This window comes from Bradyrhizobium sp. GW821-FHT13H05, from assembly GCF_058804065.1.
Genome location: NZ_JBXAPO010000017.1, coordinates 1 through 18,042 on the forward strand (window position 1 = coordinate 1; position 18,042 = coordinate 18,042).

General features: G+C 64.5%; 15 protein-coding genes. 5 read left to right on the plus strand and 10 right to left on the minus strand.

Features of this window, described 5'->3' with window-relative positions:
- Positions 1-268: 268 nt before the first annotated feature.
- From AC1RR3_RS32960 to AC1RR3_RS32990, 7 genes are all read right to left on the minus strand, one after another.
- The gene (locus AC1RR3_RS32960; RefSeq protein ID WP_492828539.1) at positions 269-964 is read right to left on the minus strand and encodes a branched-chain amino acid ABC transporter ATP-binding protein; all 696 of its coding nucleotides are present in this window, start codon (positions 962-964) and stop codon (positions 269-271) included.
- Entirely contained in the window at positions 957-1,691 is a 735-nt protein-coding gene (locus tag AC1RR3_RS32965; RefSeq protein WP_492828540.1) for an ABC transporter ATP-binding protein, read from the minus strand. The genes AC1RR3_RS32960 and AC1RR3_RS32965 overlap by 8 nt, the downstream gene beginning before the upstream one ends.
- A complete protein-coding gene (locus AC1RR3_RS32970) occupies positions 1,678-2,769 on the minus strand; it encodes a branched-chain amino acid ABC transporter permease (protein WP_492828542.1) in 1,092 nt (363 codons plus the stop codon). The genes AC1RR3_RS32965 and AC1RR3_RS32970 overlap by 14 nt, the downstream gene beginning before the upstream one ends.
- 196 nt (positions 2,770-2,965) lie before the next feature.
- Positions 2,966-4,183 (minus strand): substrate-binding protein, encoded by a 1,218-nt coding sequence (locus AC1RR3_RS32975; protein ID WP_492828544.1) that lies wholly within the window; start codon positions 4,181-4,183, stop codon positions 2,966-2,968.
- Positions 4,184-4,187: 4 nt separating this feature from the next.
- A complete protein-coding gene (locus AC1RR3_RS32980) occupies positions 4,188-5,045 on the minus strand; it encodes a branched-chain amino acid ABC transporter permease (RefSeq protein WP_492828546.1) in 858 nt (285 codons plus the stop codon).
- A gap of 36 nt (positions 5,046-5,081) precedes the next feature.
- Complete coding sequence (locus tag AC1RR3_RS32985) at positions 5,082-6,596, minus strand: amidase (RefSeq protein ID WP_492828548.1); 1,515 nt, start codon at positions 6,594-6,596, stop codon at positions 5,082-5,084.
- A 177-nt stretch (positions 6,597-6,773) separates the two neighbouring features.
- A complete protein-coding gene (locus AC1RR3_RS32990) occupies positions 6,774-7,994 on the minus strand; it encodes a substrate-binding domain-containing protein (protein ID WP_492828791.1) in 1,221 nt (406 codons plus the stop codon).
- 143 nt (positions 7,995-8,137) lie between these two features.
- Between AC1RR3_RS32990 and AC1RR3_RS32995 the strand changes: the two genes are divergently transcribed.
- Positions 8,138-8,572: a MarR family winged helix-turn-helix transcriptional regulator gene (locus AC1RR3_RS32995; protein ID WP_492828550.1), complete on the plus strand. Its 435-nt coding sequence runs from the start codon at positions 8,138-8,140 to the stop codon at positions 8,570-8,572.
- Between the two features lie 188 nt (positions 8,573-8,760).
- On the opposite strand, the gene secA is transcribed toward AC1RR3_RS32995, so the two are convergent.
- On the minus strand, positions 8,761-11,601 hold the full coding sequence (gene secA / locus AC1RR3_RS33000; protein WP_492828552.1) for a preprotein translocase subunit SecA: 2,841 nt from the start codon (positions 11,599-11,601) through the stop codon (positions 8,761-8,763).
- 354 nt (positions 11,602-11,955) lie between these two features.
- Between secA and AC1RR3_RS33005 the strand changes: the two genes are divergently transcribed.
- Together AC1RR3_RS33005 and argJ are read left to right on the plus strand one after the other, a co-directional pair.
- Positions 11,956-12,876 carry a peptidylprolyl isomerase gene (locus AC1RR3_RS33005; RefSeq protein WP_492828554.1) on the plus strand — a complete coding sequence of 307 codons (921 nt, stop codon included), beginning with the start codon at positions 11,956-11,958 and terminating at the stop codon, positions 12,874-12,876.
- Positions 12,877-12,980: 104 nt separating this feature from the next.
- Entirely contained in the window at positions 12,981-14,222 is a 1,242-nt protein-coding gene (argJ, locus tag AC1RR3_RS33010; protein WP_492828556.1) for a bifunctional glutamate N-acetyltransferase/amino-acid acetyltransferase ArgJ, read from the plus strand.
- 148 nt (positions 14,223-14,370) lie between these two features.
- On the opposite strand, the gene AC1RR3_RS33015 is transcribed toward argJ, so the two are convergent.
- Positions 14,371-15,702 (minus strand): TadE/TadG family type IV pilus assembly protein, encoded by a 1,332-nt coding sequence (locus AC1RR3_RS33015; RefSeq protein ID WP_492828558.1) that lies wholly within the window; start codon positions 15,700-15,702, stop codon positions 14,371-14,373.
- 136 nt (positions 15,703-15,838) lie between these two features.
- Here AC1RR3_RS33015 and AC1RR3_RS33020 point away from each other — a divergent pair, with 136 nt between their 5' ends.
- The gene (locus AC1RR3_RS33020; protein ID WP_492828560.1) at positions 15,839-16,249 is read left to right on the plus strand and encodes a (deoxy)nucleoside triphosphate pyrophosphohydrolase; all 411 of its coding nucleotides are present in this window, start codon (positions 15,839-15,841) and stop codon (positions 16,247-16,249) included.
- A 63-nt stretch (positions 16,250-16,312) separates the two neighbouring features.
- Here AC1RR3_RS33020 and AC1RR3_RS33025 read toward each other — a convergent pair whose 3' ends face one another.
- Positions 16,313-17,161, minus strand: a complete 849-nt coding sequence (locus tag AC1RR3_RS33025) for a methyltransferase domain-containing protein (protein WP_492828562.1) — start codon at positions 17,159-17,161, stop codon at positions 16,313-16,315.
- Positions 17,162-17,225: 64 nt separating this feature from the next.
- On the opposite strand from AC1RR3_RS33025, the gene AC1RR3_RS33030 reads away from it, so the two are divergent.
- Positions 17,226-18,023: a ComF family protein gene (locus tag AC1RR3_RS33030; protein WP_492828564.1), complete on the plus strand. Its 798-nt coding sequence runs from the start codon at positions 17,226-17,228 to the stop codon at positions 18,021-18,023.
- Positions 18,024-18,042 lie beyond the last annotated feature (19 nt).

Here is an 18,042-nt window from a genome sequence, read left to right on the forward strand (position 1 = left end):
CCTTGCAGGGAATCACACCAGGACAGCAACGGCTACGGTCTGCGCCGAAAAAATTCACACCCTCTGAGGTGGCCGCTTCTTCAGCGGCCCTCGAAGGGCGACGGCCCGACTGCTAGCTCGGCCGTTCATCCTTCGAGGCTCGCTTTGCGATGCTACGCATCGCGCCGCTCGCACCTCCAGCGACAATGGCTTCGCCATTGCGCGGGGATGACGGGGCTGGCAGAGCGTGTGCTGCGAGAGACCACTTGAAACCGCAGCGAGATAATATCTACGGCGCCAGATAGCGCATCAGCTCCGGATTGCCCCTCACCTCGCCCGCCTCGCCTTGCAGTGCGACCCTGCCGCGATCTAGCACATAGGCGTAGTCGGCAACCCGCAAAGCCAAGTCGAGATGCTGCTCGACGATGATGACGGCGATGTTTTTCGCGAGCTCGATCAAGCGCTCGGTGATCTCCTCGATGACACCGATCCAGACGCCTTCGGTCGGCTCGTCCAGCAGCAGCAGTTTTGGATCGCCCAGCATGGCGCGGCCGATCGCGAGCATCTTGCGCTCGCCGCCGGAGAGCGTGCCGGCGGGCTGGTCGAGGCGCTGGCCGAGCTTGGGGAAGATGGTCAGCACGTGGTCGACGGCGTCGGCCTTCCGGCTCGCGAGCGAGCCGACCGCGAGGTTGTCGCGCACCGACAGGCGCGCGAACACCGAATGCTCCTGCGGCACGTAGCCGATGCCGGCGCGGACGCGCTCCTGGGTGGCGCGGCGGCTGATGTCGCGGCCGTCGAAGGCGACCTCGCCCTTCCACGCCGGCAACTCGCCGACGATGGTCTTCATCAGCGTGGTCTTGCCGGCGCCGTTGCGGCCGAGCACGGCGACGCCGCCACGCCAGGGGATGCCGAGGTTGACGTCGAACAGGACCTGGCTGCGGCCATAGCCGGCGTCGAGATGCTTGATGTCCAAAAATTCAGGCACGGCGCAGATAAATCTCCTGGACGGCCTTGTTGGCCTGGATCTCCGACACCGTGCCTGAGGCCAGCACCTTGCCCTGATCGAGCACGGTGAGGCGATCGCAGATGTCGCGGATGAAATCGAGATCGTGCTCGACGATGACGAGCGAGCAGTGCTGCTTGATCGGCTGGAGCAGCTCGCCGGTGACGCGGCGCTCCTCCAGGCTCATGCCGCCGGTCGGCTCGTCCAGCAGCAACAGCTTTGGCTTGCCGGCGAGCGCCATCGCGATCTCCAGCCATTGCTGCTGGCCATGCGACAGCGCCGCAGCGGCATCGAAGGCGCGATCCGCCAAGCGAAACTGCGTCAGCATGGTCATGACCTGGTCATGCAACACGCCGCGGGTCCGCGAGAACACGAGGTCGAGCAGCGAGGACTGCGCCTGCAGCGCGAGCAGGATGTTGTCGTAGAGCGTCAGCGTCGGCAGCACGCTGGTGATCTGGAACTTCAGGCTCATGCCGGCGCGGGCGCGCTCGGTCGGCGTAAACGCGGTGATGTCGGTGTTGATGAAGCTCACCTTGCCCTGCGTCGGCACTTCGGCGCCGGCGATGCACTTCATCAGCGTGCTCTTGCCGGAGCCGTTCGGACCGATCAGGCCGTGAAACTCGTTCTCGCCGACGGCGAGCGCGGCGCCATCCAGCGCGGTAAGCTTGCCGAAGATTTTCTTGACGCCGGTGGCTTCAAGGAGCGGCATTGCGCTTCTCCTTCGCTTTGGCACCAAAACTCCCAACCCGCTCACGCTCGCCGAGCACGAAGCTGATGAGGCCGAGCGGGCGGAACAGGATCACGAGCAGCAGCAGCACGCCCAGAATGATCGGCCAGATGTCGCGATAATTGTCCGAGAGCCAGAAGCTGACGCCTTCGACGATGATGGCGCCGATGACGGCGCCGATCAGCGTGCCGGAGCCGCCGAACAGCACGTAGAGCACCACTTGCGTCGAGACCACGACACCAACCATGTTGGGCCAGACGAACCCTTCGTGGAAGGCATAGAGGCTGCCGGCAAGACCTGCGACAGCGCCGCCGATCGCGAAGATGATCGCCTTGAGATGCTGCGCCTTGTAGCCGAAGAAAGCGATGCGCTGCTCGTTCTCGCGCAGACCCGCGAGCGCCAGCCCAAACTGCGAGCGGACCAGGAAGCGGCAGAGCAGGTAGACGACGACGAGGATGCCGAGCACGAGATAATAGAAGGGCGGTCCTTCCGAGAACTCGTAACTGCCCACCGTCATTGGCGCGATCGAGGGAATGCCGTTCTGACCGCCGAGATAATACCAGCCGCGCGCGAGGCGGTCGGCAGCGTAGGAGCCGGTGAGCGTGCCGAGCGACACGAAGATGACGCTGGAGGGATGCCGTCCCAGCAGCAGGAAGCCGCCGAGCAGCAGAGCGAAGGTGAGGCCGATCAGCGTGCCCGCGGGCAGCACCAGAAAGATGTTGGTGATATCAAGGTCGCGCGCGAGCAGCGCCACGCCGTAGCCGGCCGAGCCGAAAAACAGGGCCTGGCCGAAGCTCATGATGCCGGCATAGCCCCAGACCAGATCGAACGACAGCGCGAACAGCGCGAGGATGATCACGCGTGTCGCGAACACCGTGAGATAGTCCTGGAGCACCAGCGGCGCGAGCAACGCGGCGACGAGCACCACGCCCTCCACGATCGGCAGGACTTTTCGTCCCGACGATCGCTCGGCCGGTGCGCTTTCGGCGACGGAAACGTCTGTCTCACCCCCGACGCCGGCGTGGACGGCCTGTTTAGCTGCACCCATGGATTTCAGCATTCCGAATTAAAGCACCTTGCCGCGGTCTCTGCACCTCTCCCTAGCGGGGAGAGGTCGGATTGCGCCTGGCGATGCGAAGGATCGTCCAGGGCAATCCGGGTGAGGGGCCGCAGCGTTCGGTGAAACCTAAACCCCTCACCCGGATCGCATCTTGCGATGCGATCCGACCTCTCCCTACGGGAGAGGTGAGGAAAGGCTAGCATTCCTTGGGATCGACGAGCCCGTCGCTGCGTCCGACGATCTCGTAGTTCCCGCCTTTGGCGACTGCCGTGTACATCTTCATCTTGCAGTGCCGCTTGCCCGGCACCATCTCGGCAGGTCCCCCGGGACCTTCGGCAATCTTGGCATGATCGAGCGTGGCGGCGACCGACTCGCGGTCGATCTTGCCGGCTTCCTTGACGGCGGCTTCCCACAGCTTGAGGCCGCGATAGGTGCCGGTGGCGGCACTGCCGGCGGCGAACAGGAAGTTGCCCGGAAAATCCTTCTCGTAGGCCGCCTGGATCTTTGCGTCGAACGGGTTCTCCTTGGTCAGCACCTTGAAGTAATCGAGGCAGCTCGCGAGTCCCTCGATCTCGCTCGCCTGATTGATGTTGAGCGTGTTCTCGTCGTAGTAGACGCAGGCCAGACGCCCGCCGTTCTTGAGGAAGCCGGCTTCATAGAGCTGCTTGAAGAAGGGGCCAACGCCGGGCGGAATGACGGTGTTGAAGACGACGTCGACCTTGTTGGAGATGATGCGGTTGACGGTCGAGGAGAAGTCGACCTGGTCGAGCGGATAGTATTCCTCGAACACGACCTCGCCGCCGTTCGACTCGATCACCTTGCGGGCATAGACGTTGAGCGTATGCGGCCAGACATAGTTGGCGCTCGGCAGCGCGAACTTCTTGCCGCCGTTCTTGATCAGCCAGGGGATGAACTCGTCGCATTGCTGCGCAGGCGTCGGCCCGGTGCAGAACAGATAGGGCGTGCACTCCTTGCCTTCGTAGAGCTGTGGATAGATGTAGAGCGTCTTGCCGCGCGCCACGATCGGGTCCTTGATCGCGTTGCGCATCGAGGAGGTGATGCCGCCCAGAACCATGTCGACCTTGTCGCGCTGAATGAGTTTTCGTACGTTGCCGACGGCGACGGATTCGTTCGACGCGGTGTCCTCGATGTAGAGCTCGAGCGGACGGCCGAGCAGGCCGCCGGCGGCGTTGATCTCCTTGATCACCATTTTTGCGACATTGGCGTCGGCATTGCCGGCGTACGCGATCGGGCCTGTGAGGTCGGTGGCAATGCCGACCTTGATCGGAGCTTCGGCAGCATTGGCCCAGGGCGCCGGGATCACCCAGCTGCCGACGCCGGTTGCGACCGCGCCGGACGCAAAGGCGAAGTTGGAAAGAAAGCGGCGGCGTGAGAGCTGCGTACGATCGAACATGTGGCTAAACCCCTTTTCCAGCGATGAGGCCCTGCGGGCGGAATTTGATGAAGACAATGGCGAGGACGAAGACGAGGACGTCGGCGACGACGGGCGCCATCACCCACGGCAGTGCGGCGCTGAGCGTGCCGATGACGCCGGCGCCCGCGACCGGCCCGATGAAGGAGCCGACACCGCCGACCATGACTGCGACAAAGCCCTGGATCAGGAAGCGCAGGCCGAGATCGGCGAACAGGCTGAACACCGGCACGATCAGCGCGCCGGCAAGGCCGGCAAGCGCGGCGCCGAACGCGAAGGTGGCGCCGTAGATCAGCGGCGTTGAGATGCCGGAGGCGCGCGCCAGCGCCGGGTTCTCCAGCGTGGCGCGCACGCGCAAGCCAAAACTCGTGCGCGACAGCAGGAGATAGCAGCCCGCCATCACCAGCAGCGTGATGACGATGATGGTGAAACGCCAGGCCGAGATGTGCATGGCGCCGATATCGATCGAGCCGCCGATCGGCTCCGGCACGGTGAGATAGAAGCCGCCGATCAGCCCGCGCACGGATTCGCGGATGGTCAGGCCGAGCGCATAGGTGCCGAGCATGGCCACGATCGGCGCCGCGTAGAACCGCCGGATGATCAGCGCCTCCAGCACGAAGCCGAGCGCACCGACCACGAAGGGCGCCGCGACCATGCCGGCCCAGATCGGCATGCCCTTGGCATAGGCGAGATAGGTGATGTAGGCCCCGAGCAGGACGAACTCGCCCTGCGCGAAGTTGAAGATGCCCATCATGCTGGCGATGATCCCGAGCCCCAGCACGATCAGGACGATGATCGCGCCGAAGCTCAGGATCTCGAACGCCGCGACGAACGCGTTAGCCATGCGGTGGTGTTCCGTCCGTCTGCATGAGTTCCTCGCTCACATCTTCTTCCAGTCGCCAATCTGCTCGAAGGCATGTGCGGCGCGGTAAATGGTGGATTCCTCGAACATGCGGCCGACCAGCATCAGGCCGACCGGCAAGCCGTCGACCATGCCGCAGGGCAGCGACATCGCGGGATGATGGGTGATGTCGAACGGCGCGGTGTTGGAGATCATCTCCAGTGCGCGGGCGACGTAGTCCTCGCGGCTGGCGGTCGGCTCCGGCAGCTTGGTCGCCTTCATCGGCGTGGTCGGCAGCAGCAGCAGATCGTAATCCCCAAAGGCCTTGTCATAGGCTGCGGTGAGACGACGCGAGATGTTCAGCGCCTTGCCGTAATAGCGCGGGCCGAAATTGTTGTTGATGTAGGTGCCGAGCAGCAGGAACAGCTTTGTGGTCTCGGACAGCGAATCGGCCTGCCGGCGCCAGCCGCGGTGGAAATCCATCAGCGTGGTCGAGTAGAGATCGGAGCGGGACAGACCGTAGCCGTCGCCATACATCATGGTCTGGGTCATGCCCTCGGTGCCGATCGGGGTCCAGATCGCGGGGCCCATGAGATGCATCGGGATCGAGACGGTCTCGACGGTGGCGCCGAGATCCTTGAAACGCTTGGCCGCCTCGCGAACGCTTTCGTTCACGGCGGCCTCCGCGTTCGCCTGCTCAAAACCTTCCTTGAGGATGCCGATCCTCATGCCCTTGACGCCCTGGCCGAGCGCCCTGGTGTACTCCTCGACCTTGGGGGCCTTGATGCGCGGATCGTAACCGTCGTCGCCGGCGAGCACTTCGAGCAGCAGGGCGTTGTCGGCGACCGTCGCCGTCATCGGGCCGGTGTGATCGACGAAAATCTCGATCGGCATGATGCCAGTGTAGGGCACGAGGCCCCAGGTCGGCTTCATGCCATAGGTACCGCAGAACGAGGACGGCATGCGGATCGAGCCGCCCTGGTCGCCGCCGATGGCCATGTCGACCTCGCCGAGCGCGACCACGACGCCCGAGCCCGACGACGAGCCACCGGCCGAATAGCCCATCTTGTGCGGATTGTGCACGGCACCGACCGCGCCGGTGTGGCTACCGCCGGACATGCAGAAGGATTCGCAATGCACCTTGCCCATGATGTCGGCGCCGGCATCGAGCATGCGCGTGACGATGGTGGCGTCAAAGTCAGGCACGTAGCCTTCCAGCGTCGCCGAGCCGTTCATCATGGGCACGCCGGCGAGCATGATGTTGTCCTTCAGCGCGACGGTCTTGCCCTTGAGCTTGCCGCTGGCCGCGCCCTTCACCGTCGACTTGCGATACCAGGCGTTGCGCGGATTCTCTTCCGGCGACGGCCGATAGCCCGGCGTGCGCGGATATTTCACCTCCGGCACCTCGTCCGGCATGGCGCCGACCAGATTGTAGGCTTCGATCGAGCCCTGCATCAGGCCGCGGAACGAGGCGACATCGTCATCGGTCAGCGCGAGGCCGCACTGCTCGGCGACACTGCGAAGTTGGGCTGGCGTGGGAAGGACAACTGTCACGGCGCTCTCCTCAAAGGCTTCTTGATGCTTGGTTGATCCCTGGCATTGGACGAAAGCCGCGTGGTTCGCGCCTGCACGGCGCGGGCCAACCGGCTTCGCGGTGATATTACAGACGGAAATATTTTCCTTTTCAAGTATTATTTCGCAAATCTGCCTCGACGCATCAGCAGATGACGCTCAGAGCGTCTTGATGATCTTGAAGTCGAGACCGTCGGCTTCAGCGAGATACATCGGCATCTCGGCGCGGCCATCGCGAAGCGTCACAGGACCGCGGCCCGCCGAATAGACCGTGTTGCGCGCCGCCTTGAGCAGCGGACGAAAGGCCAGCGAGCCGGCCCGGTTGGCCACGGACTCCAGGAAGCGGAGCCCCTCATAGTTCGACTGGCCGACGGAACCGACGGGCGGCGCGTGCGGGCCGAACATCGCCTGATAGCCGCCGAGGAACTCGTCATTGGCCCGCGAAACCATGCAGTTGAAATAGCCGGAGGCGCAGAACAAATTCTCGGTGTTGTCGGCGCCGATGCCGAGCAGCACGGTCTCGTCCATCGCGCCCGCGAGCCGCAGTGTCGAGGGGCTAAGGCCCGCTTCCGCGAAGGCGCGATTGAAGGTGATGCTGTCGGTGCCGATCAGCGAGATCAGCACCACGTCCGGCTTGGCGGCGCGAATGCGCGCCAGATGCGCCTCGTGATTGTCCTCGCCGACCGGGACGAACTCCTCGCCGACCACCTGGCCGCCGGCTTCCCTGATGTAGCGCTTCACCGACCGATGCGACTGCCAGGGCCAGACGTAATCGCTGCCGATCAGATACCAGCGCGCCGCCTTCTTGACGTCGGCCAGCCAGTGGATCGCCGGCCGGCTCGACCCGCGCGGCGTTTCGCCGATCGCCATCACGCCCGGGGTACGCTCGCCGCCCTCATAGACCGGCGTGTAGATGTAGGGGATGCGATTCCCCGTGACCTTGCGCAGCGCGACGCGGACGGCGCTGATATGCGAGCCCATGATGAGGTCGACCTCGTCGAAGGCGATCGCCTGCTCGGCGCGGCGCACGACGTCGTCGATCGGGCCGCCGGAATCGTAGATCGAGAGCTCGAGCTCGCGGCCCAGAATGCCGCCGCGCTTGTTGATCTCGGCGACCGCCAGCATCGCGCTGTTGGTGGAGGTCGGGCCCCAGATCCCGGGCGAGCCGGTGAAGGTGAGGAAATTGCCGATGCGCAGCTTGTTGCGCGCGCCGCGGCGCTTCATGAAATCCGCGTCAACCGGAGACAGGTCGAAGTCAGCCGCCGCCGACGACAGATTCCTGAACAGCAAGGACGGCGGCAACGCCGGACCGCCGTGAGCCGGGAAGTTCAACGTCGCGCGCACGCCAACTCCTGTCTGGCACCAGACCTGAAAGCACATTGAGCAGGCGGCCGCGGCTTCCGCCCTTTTGTTGGGCAATGATCCTATTTTGAAAATATTGAATATTCAAGAATTGAAGTGCATATAGATGCAGCATTGATTGCAAGACATTCACTCATTTGGGTCAAGACGAAGTCTTAGCCGTGGCAAAACCGAACGCTCCAATCACCGAACACCTCGCTTATTTGCTCGCGCAAGCCAACCGGGAGATCAACCGGCAGCTGGAACTGCGCCTGAGCAAGGAAGGCGTGCCCGTCGAACAGTGGCGCATCCTGAAAGTTCTGTCCGATGGCAACGGCCATTCGATGGGCGAGCTCGCGGACGCCGTGCTGCTCAACCATCCGACGCTGACCAAGATGATCGATCGCATGGTCTCGGACACGCTGGTCTATCGCGTGCAGGACCCGAACGACCGCCGCAAGGTTTTGATGTTCATCTCCGACCGCGGCAAGGTGCTGTGCAAGAAGCTCAACTCGCTCGCGGTCGACCAGGAGGAGCACATCCTGGAGAGCTACGGCGACAAGTCGACGAGCGAGCTGAAGCGGCTGCTGGAGAGCTTGATCGATAGTTCGAATTGACGCTCGAGTGAGCCTTCGCTTTCACCACGCGCATAACTGTCATCGCCCGATTTAATCGGGCGATCCAGTATTCCAGAGACGGATGTGATTGAATCGAGAGGCCGCTGCGTACTGGGTCGCCCGGTTAAACCGGGCGACGACAGCGGAGAATGAGGCGCTGACGTTGCGTCTCGTCCGCGAGCCAGACGTTAGCCGTACCGCCCGTGGCAGTGCTTGTACTTCTTGCCTGAGCCGCACGGGCAATCCTCGTTGCGGCCGATCTTGCCCCAGCTGGCCGGGTTCTTCGGATCGCGTAGCGCTGCGTCGGTGGCCTGCGCTCCGAGCGAGACGCTGGCGATGGCCATTTCGTCCTCACCGGTGTTCGGGTCGAACTTGTGCGCTTCCATCGGCGGCAGCGCCGGGGCTTCCTGCTCCGGCGGGACGATCTCGACCCGCATCAGCTGCGCCGTGACGGCCTCGCGTAAGTGCGCGCTCATCTCCTGGAAGAGATTGAAGGCCTCGGTCTTGTACTCCTGGAGCGGATCGCGCTGGCCGTAACCGCGCAGGCCGATGACCTGGCGCAGATGGTCGAGCATGATCAGATGCTCGCGCCAGAGATGGTCGAGCGTCTGCAGCAGGATGGTCTTCTCGACGTAACGCATCACGTCGGGCCCCCACTGCCCGACCTTGGCCGCCATGTGCTCGTCGGCTTTGGTCTCGATGCGGTTGAGCAGCTCCTCGTCGGCGATACCCTCTTCCTTGGCCCAGTCATGGACCGGCAGGTCGAGATCGAGCACGCGCTTCAGCTCTTCCTTCAGGCCGGCGACATCCCACTGCTCGGCATAAGCATGCTCGGGCACGTGCTTGGCGACGAGGTCGTCGATGAAGGCGTGGCGCATGTCGGCGACGGTCTCGGCGACGCTGTCGTCCTTCATCAGGTCGACGCGCTGGTCGAAGATCACCTTGCGCTGGTCGTTCTGGACGTTGTCGAACTTGAGCAGGTTCTTGCGGATGTCGAAGTTGCGGGCCTCGACCTTCTGCTGCGCCTTCTCCAGCGCCTTGTTGATCCAGGGATGGATGATGGCCTCGCCCTCTTGCAGGCCAAGACGCTGAAGCATGCTGTCGAGGCGATCCGAGCCGAAGATGCGCATCAGATCGTCTTCCAGCGACAGGAAGAATTTTGAGCGGCCGGGGTCGCCCTGACGGCCGGAACGGCCGCGCAGCTGGTTGTCGATACGGCGGGATTCGTGGCGCTCGGAGCCCATGATGTAGAGGCCGCCAGGCTTCTTCACGGTCTTGGCGGGCTTGCTACCCTTCGCCGGCTCGATCTCGACCTCTTCCTCGGCCTTCAGCACGATCTCGCGGAAGTGCTCGATGTCGGCCTTGATCTGCTCGATCTTCCTGGCCTTCTCGGCCTCGTCCTCGATGCCGGCAGCCTCCTGCTGGATGCGCATCTCGAGCGAGCCGCCGAGCTTGATGTCGGTGCCGCGGCCCGCCATGTTGGTCGCGATCGTGATCGCGCCGGGCACGCCGGCCTCCGCAACGATGTAGGCTTCCTGCTCGTGGAAGCGCGCGTTCAGAACCGCGAACAGTTTTGCCGGCTTGCCGGCACGGGCCGCGGCGTACAGCTTCTGCATCGAATTCTCGTTGCCGAAATCGATCTGCCGGTAGCCGTGCTTCTTGAGGTATTCGGCGATCACTTCCGACTTCTCGATCGAGGCGGTGCCGACCAGCACCGGCTGCAGCCGCGCATTGGCGCGCTCGATCTCGGCCAGGATCGCGGCGTATTTCTCGTTCTGGGTGCGATAGACTTCGTCGTCCTCGTCCAGGCGGCCCACCGGCACGTTGGTCGGGATTTCCACGACTTCGAGCTTGTAGATGTCAAAGAGCTCGTCGGCTTCGGTCAGCGCCGTGCCGGTCATGCCAGCGAGCTTTTCGTACATGCGGAAGTAGTTCTGGAAGGTGATCGAGGCCAGCGTCTGGTTTTCCGGCTGGACCTGGACGTGCTCCTTGGCCTCCAGCGCCTGATGCAGGCCTTCGGAATAGCGCCGGCCGGCCATCATGCGGCCGGTGAATTCGTCGATGATCACGACCTCGTCGTCGCGGACGATGTAGTCCTTGTCGCGGGTGAACAGGGTGTGGGCACGCAGGGCCTGGTTGATGTGGTGCACGACGGAGACGTTCTCGACGTCGTAGAGCGACTCGCCCTTGAGCTGGCCGGCATCGCGCAGCAGCCCCTCGATCTTCTCCATGCCGCCTTCGGTGAGCGTCACCGTGCGCTGCTTCTCGTCGACGTCGTAGTCGGTCTTGTCGAGCTTGGGCAGGAACGAATCGATGGTGTTGTAGAAGTCGGAGCGGTCGTCGAGCGGGCCGGAGATGATCAGCGGCGTGCGCGCTTCGTCGATCAGGATCGAGTCGACTTCGTCGACGATGGCGTAGAAGTGCGGCCGCTGGACCATGTCCTCGAGCCGGTACTTCATGTTGTCGCGCAGATAGTCGAAGCCGTATTCGTTGTTGGTGCCGTAGGTGATGTCGCAGGCATAGGCCGCCTTGCGCTCGGCATCGTCCAGACCATGGACGATCACGCCGGTGGTCAGGCCGAGGAAGCCGTAGATCTGCCCCATCCAGCCGGAGTCGCGGCGGGCGAGATAGTCGTTGACGGTGACGACGTGGATGCCCTTGCCGGCGAGCGCGTTGAGGTAGACCGCGAGCGTTGCGACCAGCGTCTTGCCTTCGCCGGTCTTCATCTCGGCGATGTCGCCCTCGTGCAGCACCATGCCGCCGATCAGCTGGACGTCGAAATGGCGCTGGCCGAGCGTGCGCTTGGCGGCCTCGCGCACGGTGGCGAAGGCGGGGACCAGCAGGTCGTCGAGCGTCTTGCCCTCGGCAAGCTGCTTCTTGAACTCGTCGGTGCGGGCCTTGAGCGCCTCGTCGGAGAGTTTCGAGACTTCAGGCTCCAGCGCGTTGATCGCGTTGACGCGGGACTGATATCCCTTTACCCGCCGGTCGTTGGCGGAGCCGAAAAACTTGCGGGCGAGCGCGCCGATCATGCCTAGTTCCTGTGTTCGCGATTCAACCGCGTTGCAGCCAAGAAGTTGTCACCCGCCTGCCTATCAACTCACCGTGACGCCTGATGGCGCCAGAGCCCGGACTGCGGGGGGTCATCCGCCATATGGGTGGGAATTGAGCCAGTCTGGGTTCAACGGCCAAAAACGCAGCAAAATAAACGCCATCGCCATGGTCGCGACCGGGCAGAGATATGGCCCGGTCAGGGCCTTGTCAACGGCGGGCGCATTGCGGCTAATTCATCATTTTGACAGACTTTTCGCGTTGCCAAGCCCCCCTGAATTGGGCGAGTGTCCGCCCCGCTCGAGCAGCCCCCTGCTTCAACAAAAGGATTTTCCATGACCACCTCGTTCCCGGTAACCAAAACCGGCCTGCGCTTCGGCCTCGCCACCGCCCTCGTGGGCTGCCTTGCGCTGGCGCTGATCGCGGGTCCCGGCCGGGCTGCCGACGATCCGGTCCTGGCAAAGGTCAATGGGGCTGAAATCAAGAAGAGCGACGTCGCCATGGCCGAAGAGGAACTCGGACCGAGCCTCGCCCAGATGGACCCGGCGACCAAGGACGAGAACGTCCTGTCGTTCCTGATCGACATGAAGATCGTCGGCAAGGCCGCCGAGGACAAGAAGGTCGCCGACAGCGAGGAGTTCAAGAAGCGCCTGGCCTTCGCCCGCAACCGCCTGCTGATGGACAATTTGCTGGCCCAGGAAGGCAAGGCCGCCACCACCCCCGACGCCATGAAGAAGGTCTATGAGGAGGCCTCCAAGCAGATCACCGGCGAGCAGGAGGTGCGCGCCCGCCACATCCTGGTCGAGACCGAGGACGAGGCCAAGGCGGTGAAGGCCGAGCTCGACAAGGGCGCCGATTTCGCCGAGCTCGCCAAGAAGAAGTCCAAGGATCCGGGCTCCGCCGACGGCGGCGACCTCGGCTTCTTCACCAAGGAGCAGATGGTGCCGGAATTCTCGGCCGTGGCGTTCGCGCTGGAGCCGGGCAAGATCTCCGACCCCGTCAAGTCGCAGTTCGGCTGGCACATCATCAAGGTCGAGGAAAAGCGCAGCCGCAAGGCGCCTGATTTCGAGCAGGTCAAGGCCCAGATCGAGCAGTACGTCACCCGCAAGGCCCAGTCCGACTACGTCGCCAAGCTGCGCGCGGAAGCCAAGGTCGAGCGGCTGGACCAGCCGGCGGCGGACGCCAAGCCGGATGCAAAGCCGGCCGATGCGGCGAAGCCCTCCGACAGCAAGATGGCGCCCCCGGCGAAGAAGTAAGAATTCGCTGTCACTTCGGTGACGTGAAGAGTATCTAAGCCTTCGTGATGCCCGGCCCCCGCGCCGGGCATCTGCATATCCAGATCCTACCAAGGCGCTCCGCGATGTCCTCCTCCGTCTCTCCCCTCGCCCCGAAAAACGTCCCTGACATGCCCGTGATCGCGGGCATCCGTCTCGCGACCGCCGAGGCCGGCATCCGCTACAAGAACCGCACCGACGTGCTGCTGGCGGTGATGGACAAGGGCACCGCGGTCGCCGGGGTCTTCACCAAGTCGAAATGCCCGTCCGCGCCGGTCGAATGGTGCCGCGCCAAGCTGAAGGGCGGCAAGGCCCGCGCGCTGGTCGTCAATTCCGGCAATGCCAACGCCTTCACCGGCAAGACCGGCCGCGGCTCAACCGCGCTGACCGCCAAGATCGCAGCCAAGGCGGTCGGATGCAGCGAGAGCGAAATCTTCCTGGCCTCGACCGGCGTGATCGGCGAGCCGCTGGACGCGACCAAGTTCGACGGCGTGCTGGGCCGTCTGGCTGAATCTGCCGAGCCCGGCGACTACCTCGCCGCGGCCAAGGCGATCATGACCACCGACACCTTCCCGAAGGTCGCGACCGCAACTGTCAAGCTCGGCAAGGCCAAGGTCACCATCAACGGCATGGCCAAGGGCGCCGGCATGATCGCCCCCGACATGGCGACGATGCTGTCCTTCATTTTCACCGATGCGCCGATCGCGCCCGCCGCGCTGCAAGCGCTGCTCAAGGCCGGCGTCGAGGACACGTTCAATGCGGTGACGATCGACGGCGATACCTCGACCTCGGACACGCTGCTGGCGTTCGCGACCGGCGCAGCCGCCGAGCACGGTGCGCCGAAGATCAGCCGCGCCAGCGATCCCAGGCTGAAGGCCTTCGTCAAGGCGTTCAACCAGGTGCTCGCCAATCTCTCCGAGCAGGTTGCCCGCGACGGCGAAGGCGCGCGCAAGCTGGTCGAGATCACCGTCGAAGGCGCCAAGACCAAGACCTCGGCACGCAAGATCGCAATGTCGATTGCCAATTCGCCGCTGGTGAAGACGGCGATTGCCGGCGAAGACGCCAATTGGGGCCGCGTGGTGATGGCGGTCGGCAAGGCCGGCGAGCCGGCCGATCGCGACAAGCTCTCGATCTCGTTCAACGGCATCCGCGTCGCCAAGAGCGGCGCGCGCGATCCGTCCTACGACGAGACCCAGGTGTCGGAAGCGATGAAGGCGCCGGAGATCGCGATCAAGGTCTCGCTTGGCCTCGGCAAGGGCCGCGACCGCGTGCTGACCTGCGATCTGACGAAGGAATATGTGGCGATCAACGGGGATTACAGGTCTTGAGTCTTCTCCCTCTCCCCGTTCTTACGGGGAGAGGGTTGGGGTGAGGGGCCTCTCTCCACACATGAGATCATCGAGGGACCTGTACCCCCTCACCCGGATCGCAAGCGCGATCCGACCTCTCCCCGCAAGCGGGGAGAGGTGAATTACCTCACCCCGAGATCCGAGCGTCGGCAACCGCCTTCTTGAACAGCGCGTTCATGGCGTCCGAGATGCCTTGCGTCGGACTCACCTCGAAATACAGCCCCGGCGAAGCGCAGCTCTGCATGTTCTGGGCGATCTCGCTGTTCGGCGACGGCCCGAACGGCCCCTTGTTGAAGGGGTCGATGTAGCTCATGTACCAGGAATTGGTCGGAAGTTGCAGGTAAGTGGTGTAGAGCACCGCGATCTTGATGCCACGGTTCTTGATGGTGGCGCAGAGCGAGACGTCGATCGGCGATTGGCAGCGTCCGCCACTGACTGTCGGCTTCGAGCAGGCGGTGTTGTACTCGTCGGCGACGCCGTCGGAGACGAAGAACAGATATTTCATCGGCGCCGCTGACGTGCCGGCTCCCGGCGCACTGATCGTATTGTTGATCGCGGGGAAGACCGTGCTGAACTGCGTGTCCTTGTCGGCGGTGTAGGCGTCGTTGTTGCCGTAGACGCCCATCAGGTCGATGGAGCCTGCCGCCGTCTTGGCGCTCGACAGGCTCGCCGACAGTGAGAACAGCGCGCGCAGGCCGATGGTCTGCGACGAGGCACCGAAATCGTAGATCGCCATGCGGAACTGGTTCGAATAGGTCTCGGTGGCGCCGGCGGTGTCCATCAACGACTGGGTCGCGCTGCGCAGCACGTCGATTCGCGTGGTCACGCCGAGCGTCTTGGCGAGGTTGTAGTAATTGTTCGCGTCGTTGTAGTCGTGGCAGGCGAAGGCGCATTTGTCCGGCGTGTTGTTGACCATCGTGGTCACGTCCGCCGGCGTTGCCGCCACGCCCATCGACGGCGAATTGTCCAGCAGCAGGTAGAAGTCGACATAGAGCGGCATGCTGGCCGTCGAAGTCGACGTCCCGCTCATGGACAGCGCAGTCTTGCCGATCACGCCGAGGAACATGGTCTTGATCGTACCGCTGAACGCGACCGTCGAGGTCACCGTCGAACCGCTCTTGACCACGGTCGGCGTGACGCTGTTGAGCGTGTAGCCCGTCAGATTGGCGACGTTCGCATTGAAGATGTTCGTTGCATCGGTGACGCCGACCGAAATCGTACCGTCCGAGGTCATCGCGCCCGCGGCGGCAAACGCCGGCGAAGCCTTGGCGACCGAGCCGACGCTGGCCGCATCGGCCGCAGCCTGGAGCTTGGACCGGATCTGCGTCGCCCGAGCGTAATCGACCGCGCAGCCGACCACCGTGATCAGCGGGACGCAGGAGAATGCAAAGATCATCGCGATATTGCCGCGTCGGTCGCCGACAAATCGGCGCATGATGGTGCGAAACGCAGCGCGCATGGGTCGGCTCCCGAAGGTTCAAGCGTTTCCACTCTAGGAACCGTCGATTAAATATGACTTATGGAAATCGTAGAAACGCGGGCCGTAACGGGGTTAACAAACCGTTGCGGATCATCTTCAGCGAGCGACGTCACGCATGGCCGATCTCAAACTGACACTGGTGGTGGCCTGCGCGCTTGTGGACGCCGACAAGCGCGTCCTGATCGCGCAGCGCCCCGAGGGCAAGACGCTGGCCGGCCTCTGGGAATTTCCGGGCGGCAAGTGTGAACCCGGCGAGCGGCCGGAACAGAGCCTGATCCGCGAGCTCAACGAAGAGCTCGGCATCACCGTCGCCGAGCCGTGCCTGGCCCCGCTGACGTTTGCGAGCTACGGCTACGAGACCTTCCACCTGCTGATGCCGCTCTATATCTGCCGGCGCTGGGAGGGTCAGGTGGCACCGCGCGAGGGCCAGAATCTCGCCTGGGTCCGCGCCAACAAGCTGCGCGACTACCCGATGCCGCCGGCGGATATTCCGCTGATCCCGCATCTGATTGACCTGCTGATGTGAGGCCGCGCTGTGCCCCGGCTCTGCGCAGCAGCGTTTCACGCTGCAGCGTGTCCGGGACACGCGTCACTCCTTCCCCGCCTTCTTCACCGCTTCCGCCAGGCTCGCCTTCGCCGACCCGGGCTTGAGCGGCTGCTGCTGGCTGGCATGCGGGGCCCAGCCGGAGAGCCAGATGATATCGAATGTCGCGCGGATGCGGCCGTCGGCATCGGCGAAGCGTTCGGCATAGATTTCGGCCATGCGCAGCAGCGTCGCGCGCCGGCTCGGCGTGCGGCGCCGTTCGATCAGCACGTTGGCCGCACCCATGCGCCTGATATCCTGCATCAGCGCGAACGCATTGCCGTAGCGCACCACGACGCGGTCGACGTCGGTGACCGGCAACGCAAAGCCAGCCCGTTGCAACAGCGCACCGATATCGCGCAGATCGGCGAACGGCGCCACGCGCGGCGACACGCCGCCCTCGCATTCGGCTTCGGCCGCGGCAAAGGCCTGCCGCAGCTCGGTCAGGCTGTCGCCGCCGATCATCGCCGCCAGCAGCAAGCCGTCCGGCTTCAGCGCCCGACGGACCTGGGCGAGCACACCGGGCAGGTCATTGACGAATTGCAGCGCCAGCGCAGAGACGACGAGATCGAGGCTTTCCGGTGCGAAGGGCAGCTTCTCTTCGCCTGTTTCGCCAAGCGCAATCCGCTGAAGTGACGGCAGCCGTGCGCGCAGCGCCGTAAGCCCCTCTCCGGGCGTCCAGAGATCGGCCGGTGCATGAAACTCCCGCATCACCGCGGCCAGCCGATCGGACATGTCCTCGGCAACACGGTCGAGCAGGAACGTCACCCCGCCCTGCGCTTGCGCGCGCTGCTGCCGCGCGTGCAGCAGGGCGCGATCGAACAGGGCGGGCGGGATTTGCAGGTTCTGGGCCATTCCGCTGGTTACGCCGATCGCGGCGGTTCTGGCAATCCGGTGCGTGCAGCGCTAGCCTTCCCCCATGGAAGCCGACGCCGCCCCTTCCCGCTCCATCGCCGCACCGCTGCGTGCCGCATGGACCGCTGGCCACCGCGTGCTGGCGCGCGCGGCACGGCTCGCGCTCGACATTGCGCTGCCGACCTTGTGCGTGTCCTGCCGCGAGCCGGTCGATGGCGAGGGCGTTTGCGCGGCGTGCTGGGCGCGGCTGTCGTTCATTGAACGGCCCTATTGCCCGCGGCTCGGCATTCCCTTCGTCTACGACCCCGGCCCCGACATGCTCTCGATGGAGGCGATCGCGAGCCCGCCGGCCTACCAGAGGGCGCGCGCGGCGGTGCGCTATGACGACGTCGCACGCACGCTGGTGCATGCGCTGAAATACCAGGACCGTACCGATCTGGCGCCGGCCATGGGCCGCTGGATGGCGCGCGCGGGTGGCGAGCTGCTCGCCGGGGCCGACATGCTGGTGCCGGTGCCCCTGCATTGGCGCCGGGCCTGGCGCCGCCGCTACAACCAATCCGGGGCGCTGGCGCGCATCATCGAGCGGCAGTCCGGGGTGAAGGTGCGGGGCGAGGTGCTGCGGAGGGTGCGCGCCACCGAGCAGCAGATCGGCCTGTCCCGGGCCCAGCGCGCCACCAATGTGCAGGGCGCATTCCAGGTATCCGCCGACCGTCAGGCCGAGGTCCAGGGCCGCCGCATCGTTCTTGTCGATGACGTGCTGACCTCGGGTGCGACGCTGGACGCCTGCGCGCGGGCCCTGCTCCGTGCCAAGGCAGCCCAGGTCGACGTGCTGGTCTTCGCCCGGGTTGTGGAGATCAGGTGAAGTCCCATATAATTCAATG

Coding starts and splice junctions, on each gene's coding strand:
- AC1RR3_RS32975 (WP_492828544.1), bottom strand. CDS start 4,183: ATGTTCGATCGTACGCAGCTCTCACGCCGCCGCTTTCTTTCCAACTTC.
- AC1RR3_RS32965 (WP_492828540.1), bottom strand. CDS start 1,691: ATGCCGCTCCTTGAAGCCACCGGCGTCAAGAAAATCTTCGGCAAGCTT.
- AC1RR3_RS32970 (WP_492828542.1), bottom strand. CDS start 2,769: ATGCTGAAATCCATGGGTGCAGCTAAACAGGCCGTCCACGCCGGCGTC.
- AC1RR3_RS32990 (WP_492828791.1), bottom strand. CDS start 7,994: ATGTGCTTTCAGGTCTGGTGCCAGACAGGAGTTGGCGTGCGCGCGACG.
- AC1RR3_RS33005 (WP_492828554.1), top strand. CDS start 11,956: ATGACCACCTCGTTCCCGGTAACCAAAACCGGCCTGCGCTTCGGCCTC.
- AC1RR3_RS33030 (WP_492828564.1), top strand. CDS start 17,226: ATGGAAGCCGACGCCGCCCCTTCCCGCTCCATCGCCGCACCGCTGCGT.
- secA (WP_492828552.1), bottom strand. CDS start 11,601: ATGATCGGCGCGCTCGCCCGCAAGTTTTTCGGCTCCGCCAACGACCGG.
- AC1RR3_RS33020 (WP_492828560.1), top strand. CDS start 15,839: ATGGCCGATCTCAAACTGACACTGGTGGTGGCCTGCGCGCTTGTGGAC.
- argJ (WP_492828556.1), top strand. CDS start 12,981: ATGTCCTCCTCCGTCTCTCCCCTCGCCCCGAAAAACGTCCCTGACATG.
- AC1RR3_RS32980 (WP_492828546.1), bottom strand. CDS start 5,045: ATGGCTAACGCGTTCGTCGCGGCGTTCGAGATCCTGAGCTTCGGCGCG.
- AC1RR3_RS33015 (WP_492828558.1), bottom strand. CDS start 15,702: ATGCGCGCTGCGTTTCGCACCATCATGCGCCGATTTGTCGGCGACCGA.
- AC1RR3_RS33025 (WP_492828562.1), bottom strand. CDS start 17,161: ATGGCCCAGAACCTGCAAATCCCGCCCGCCCTGTTCGATCGCGCCCTG.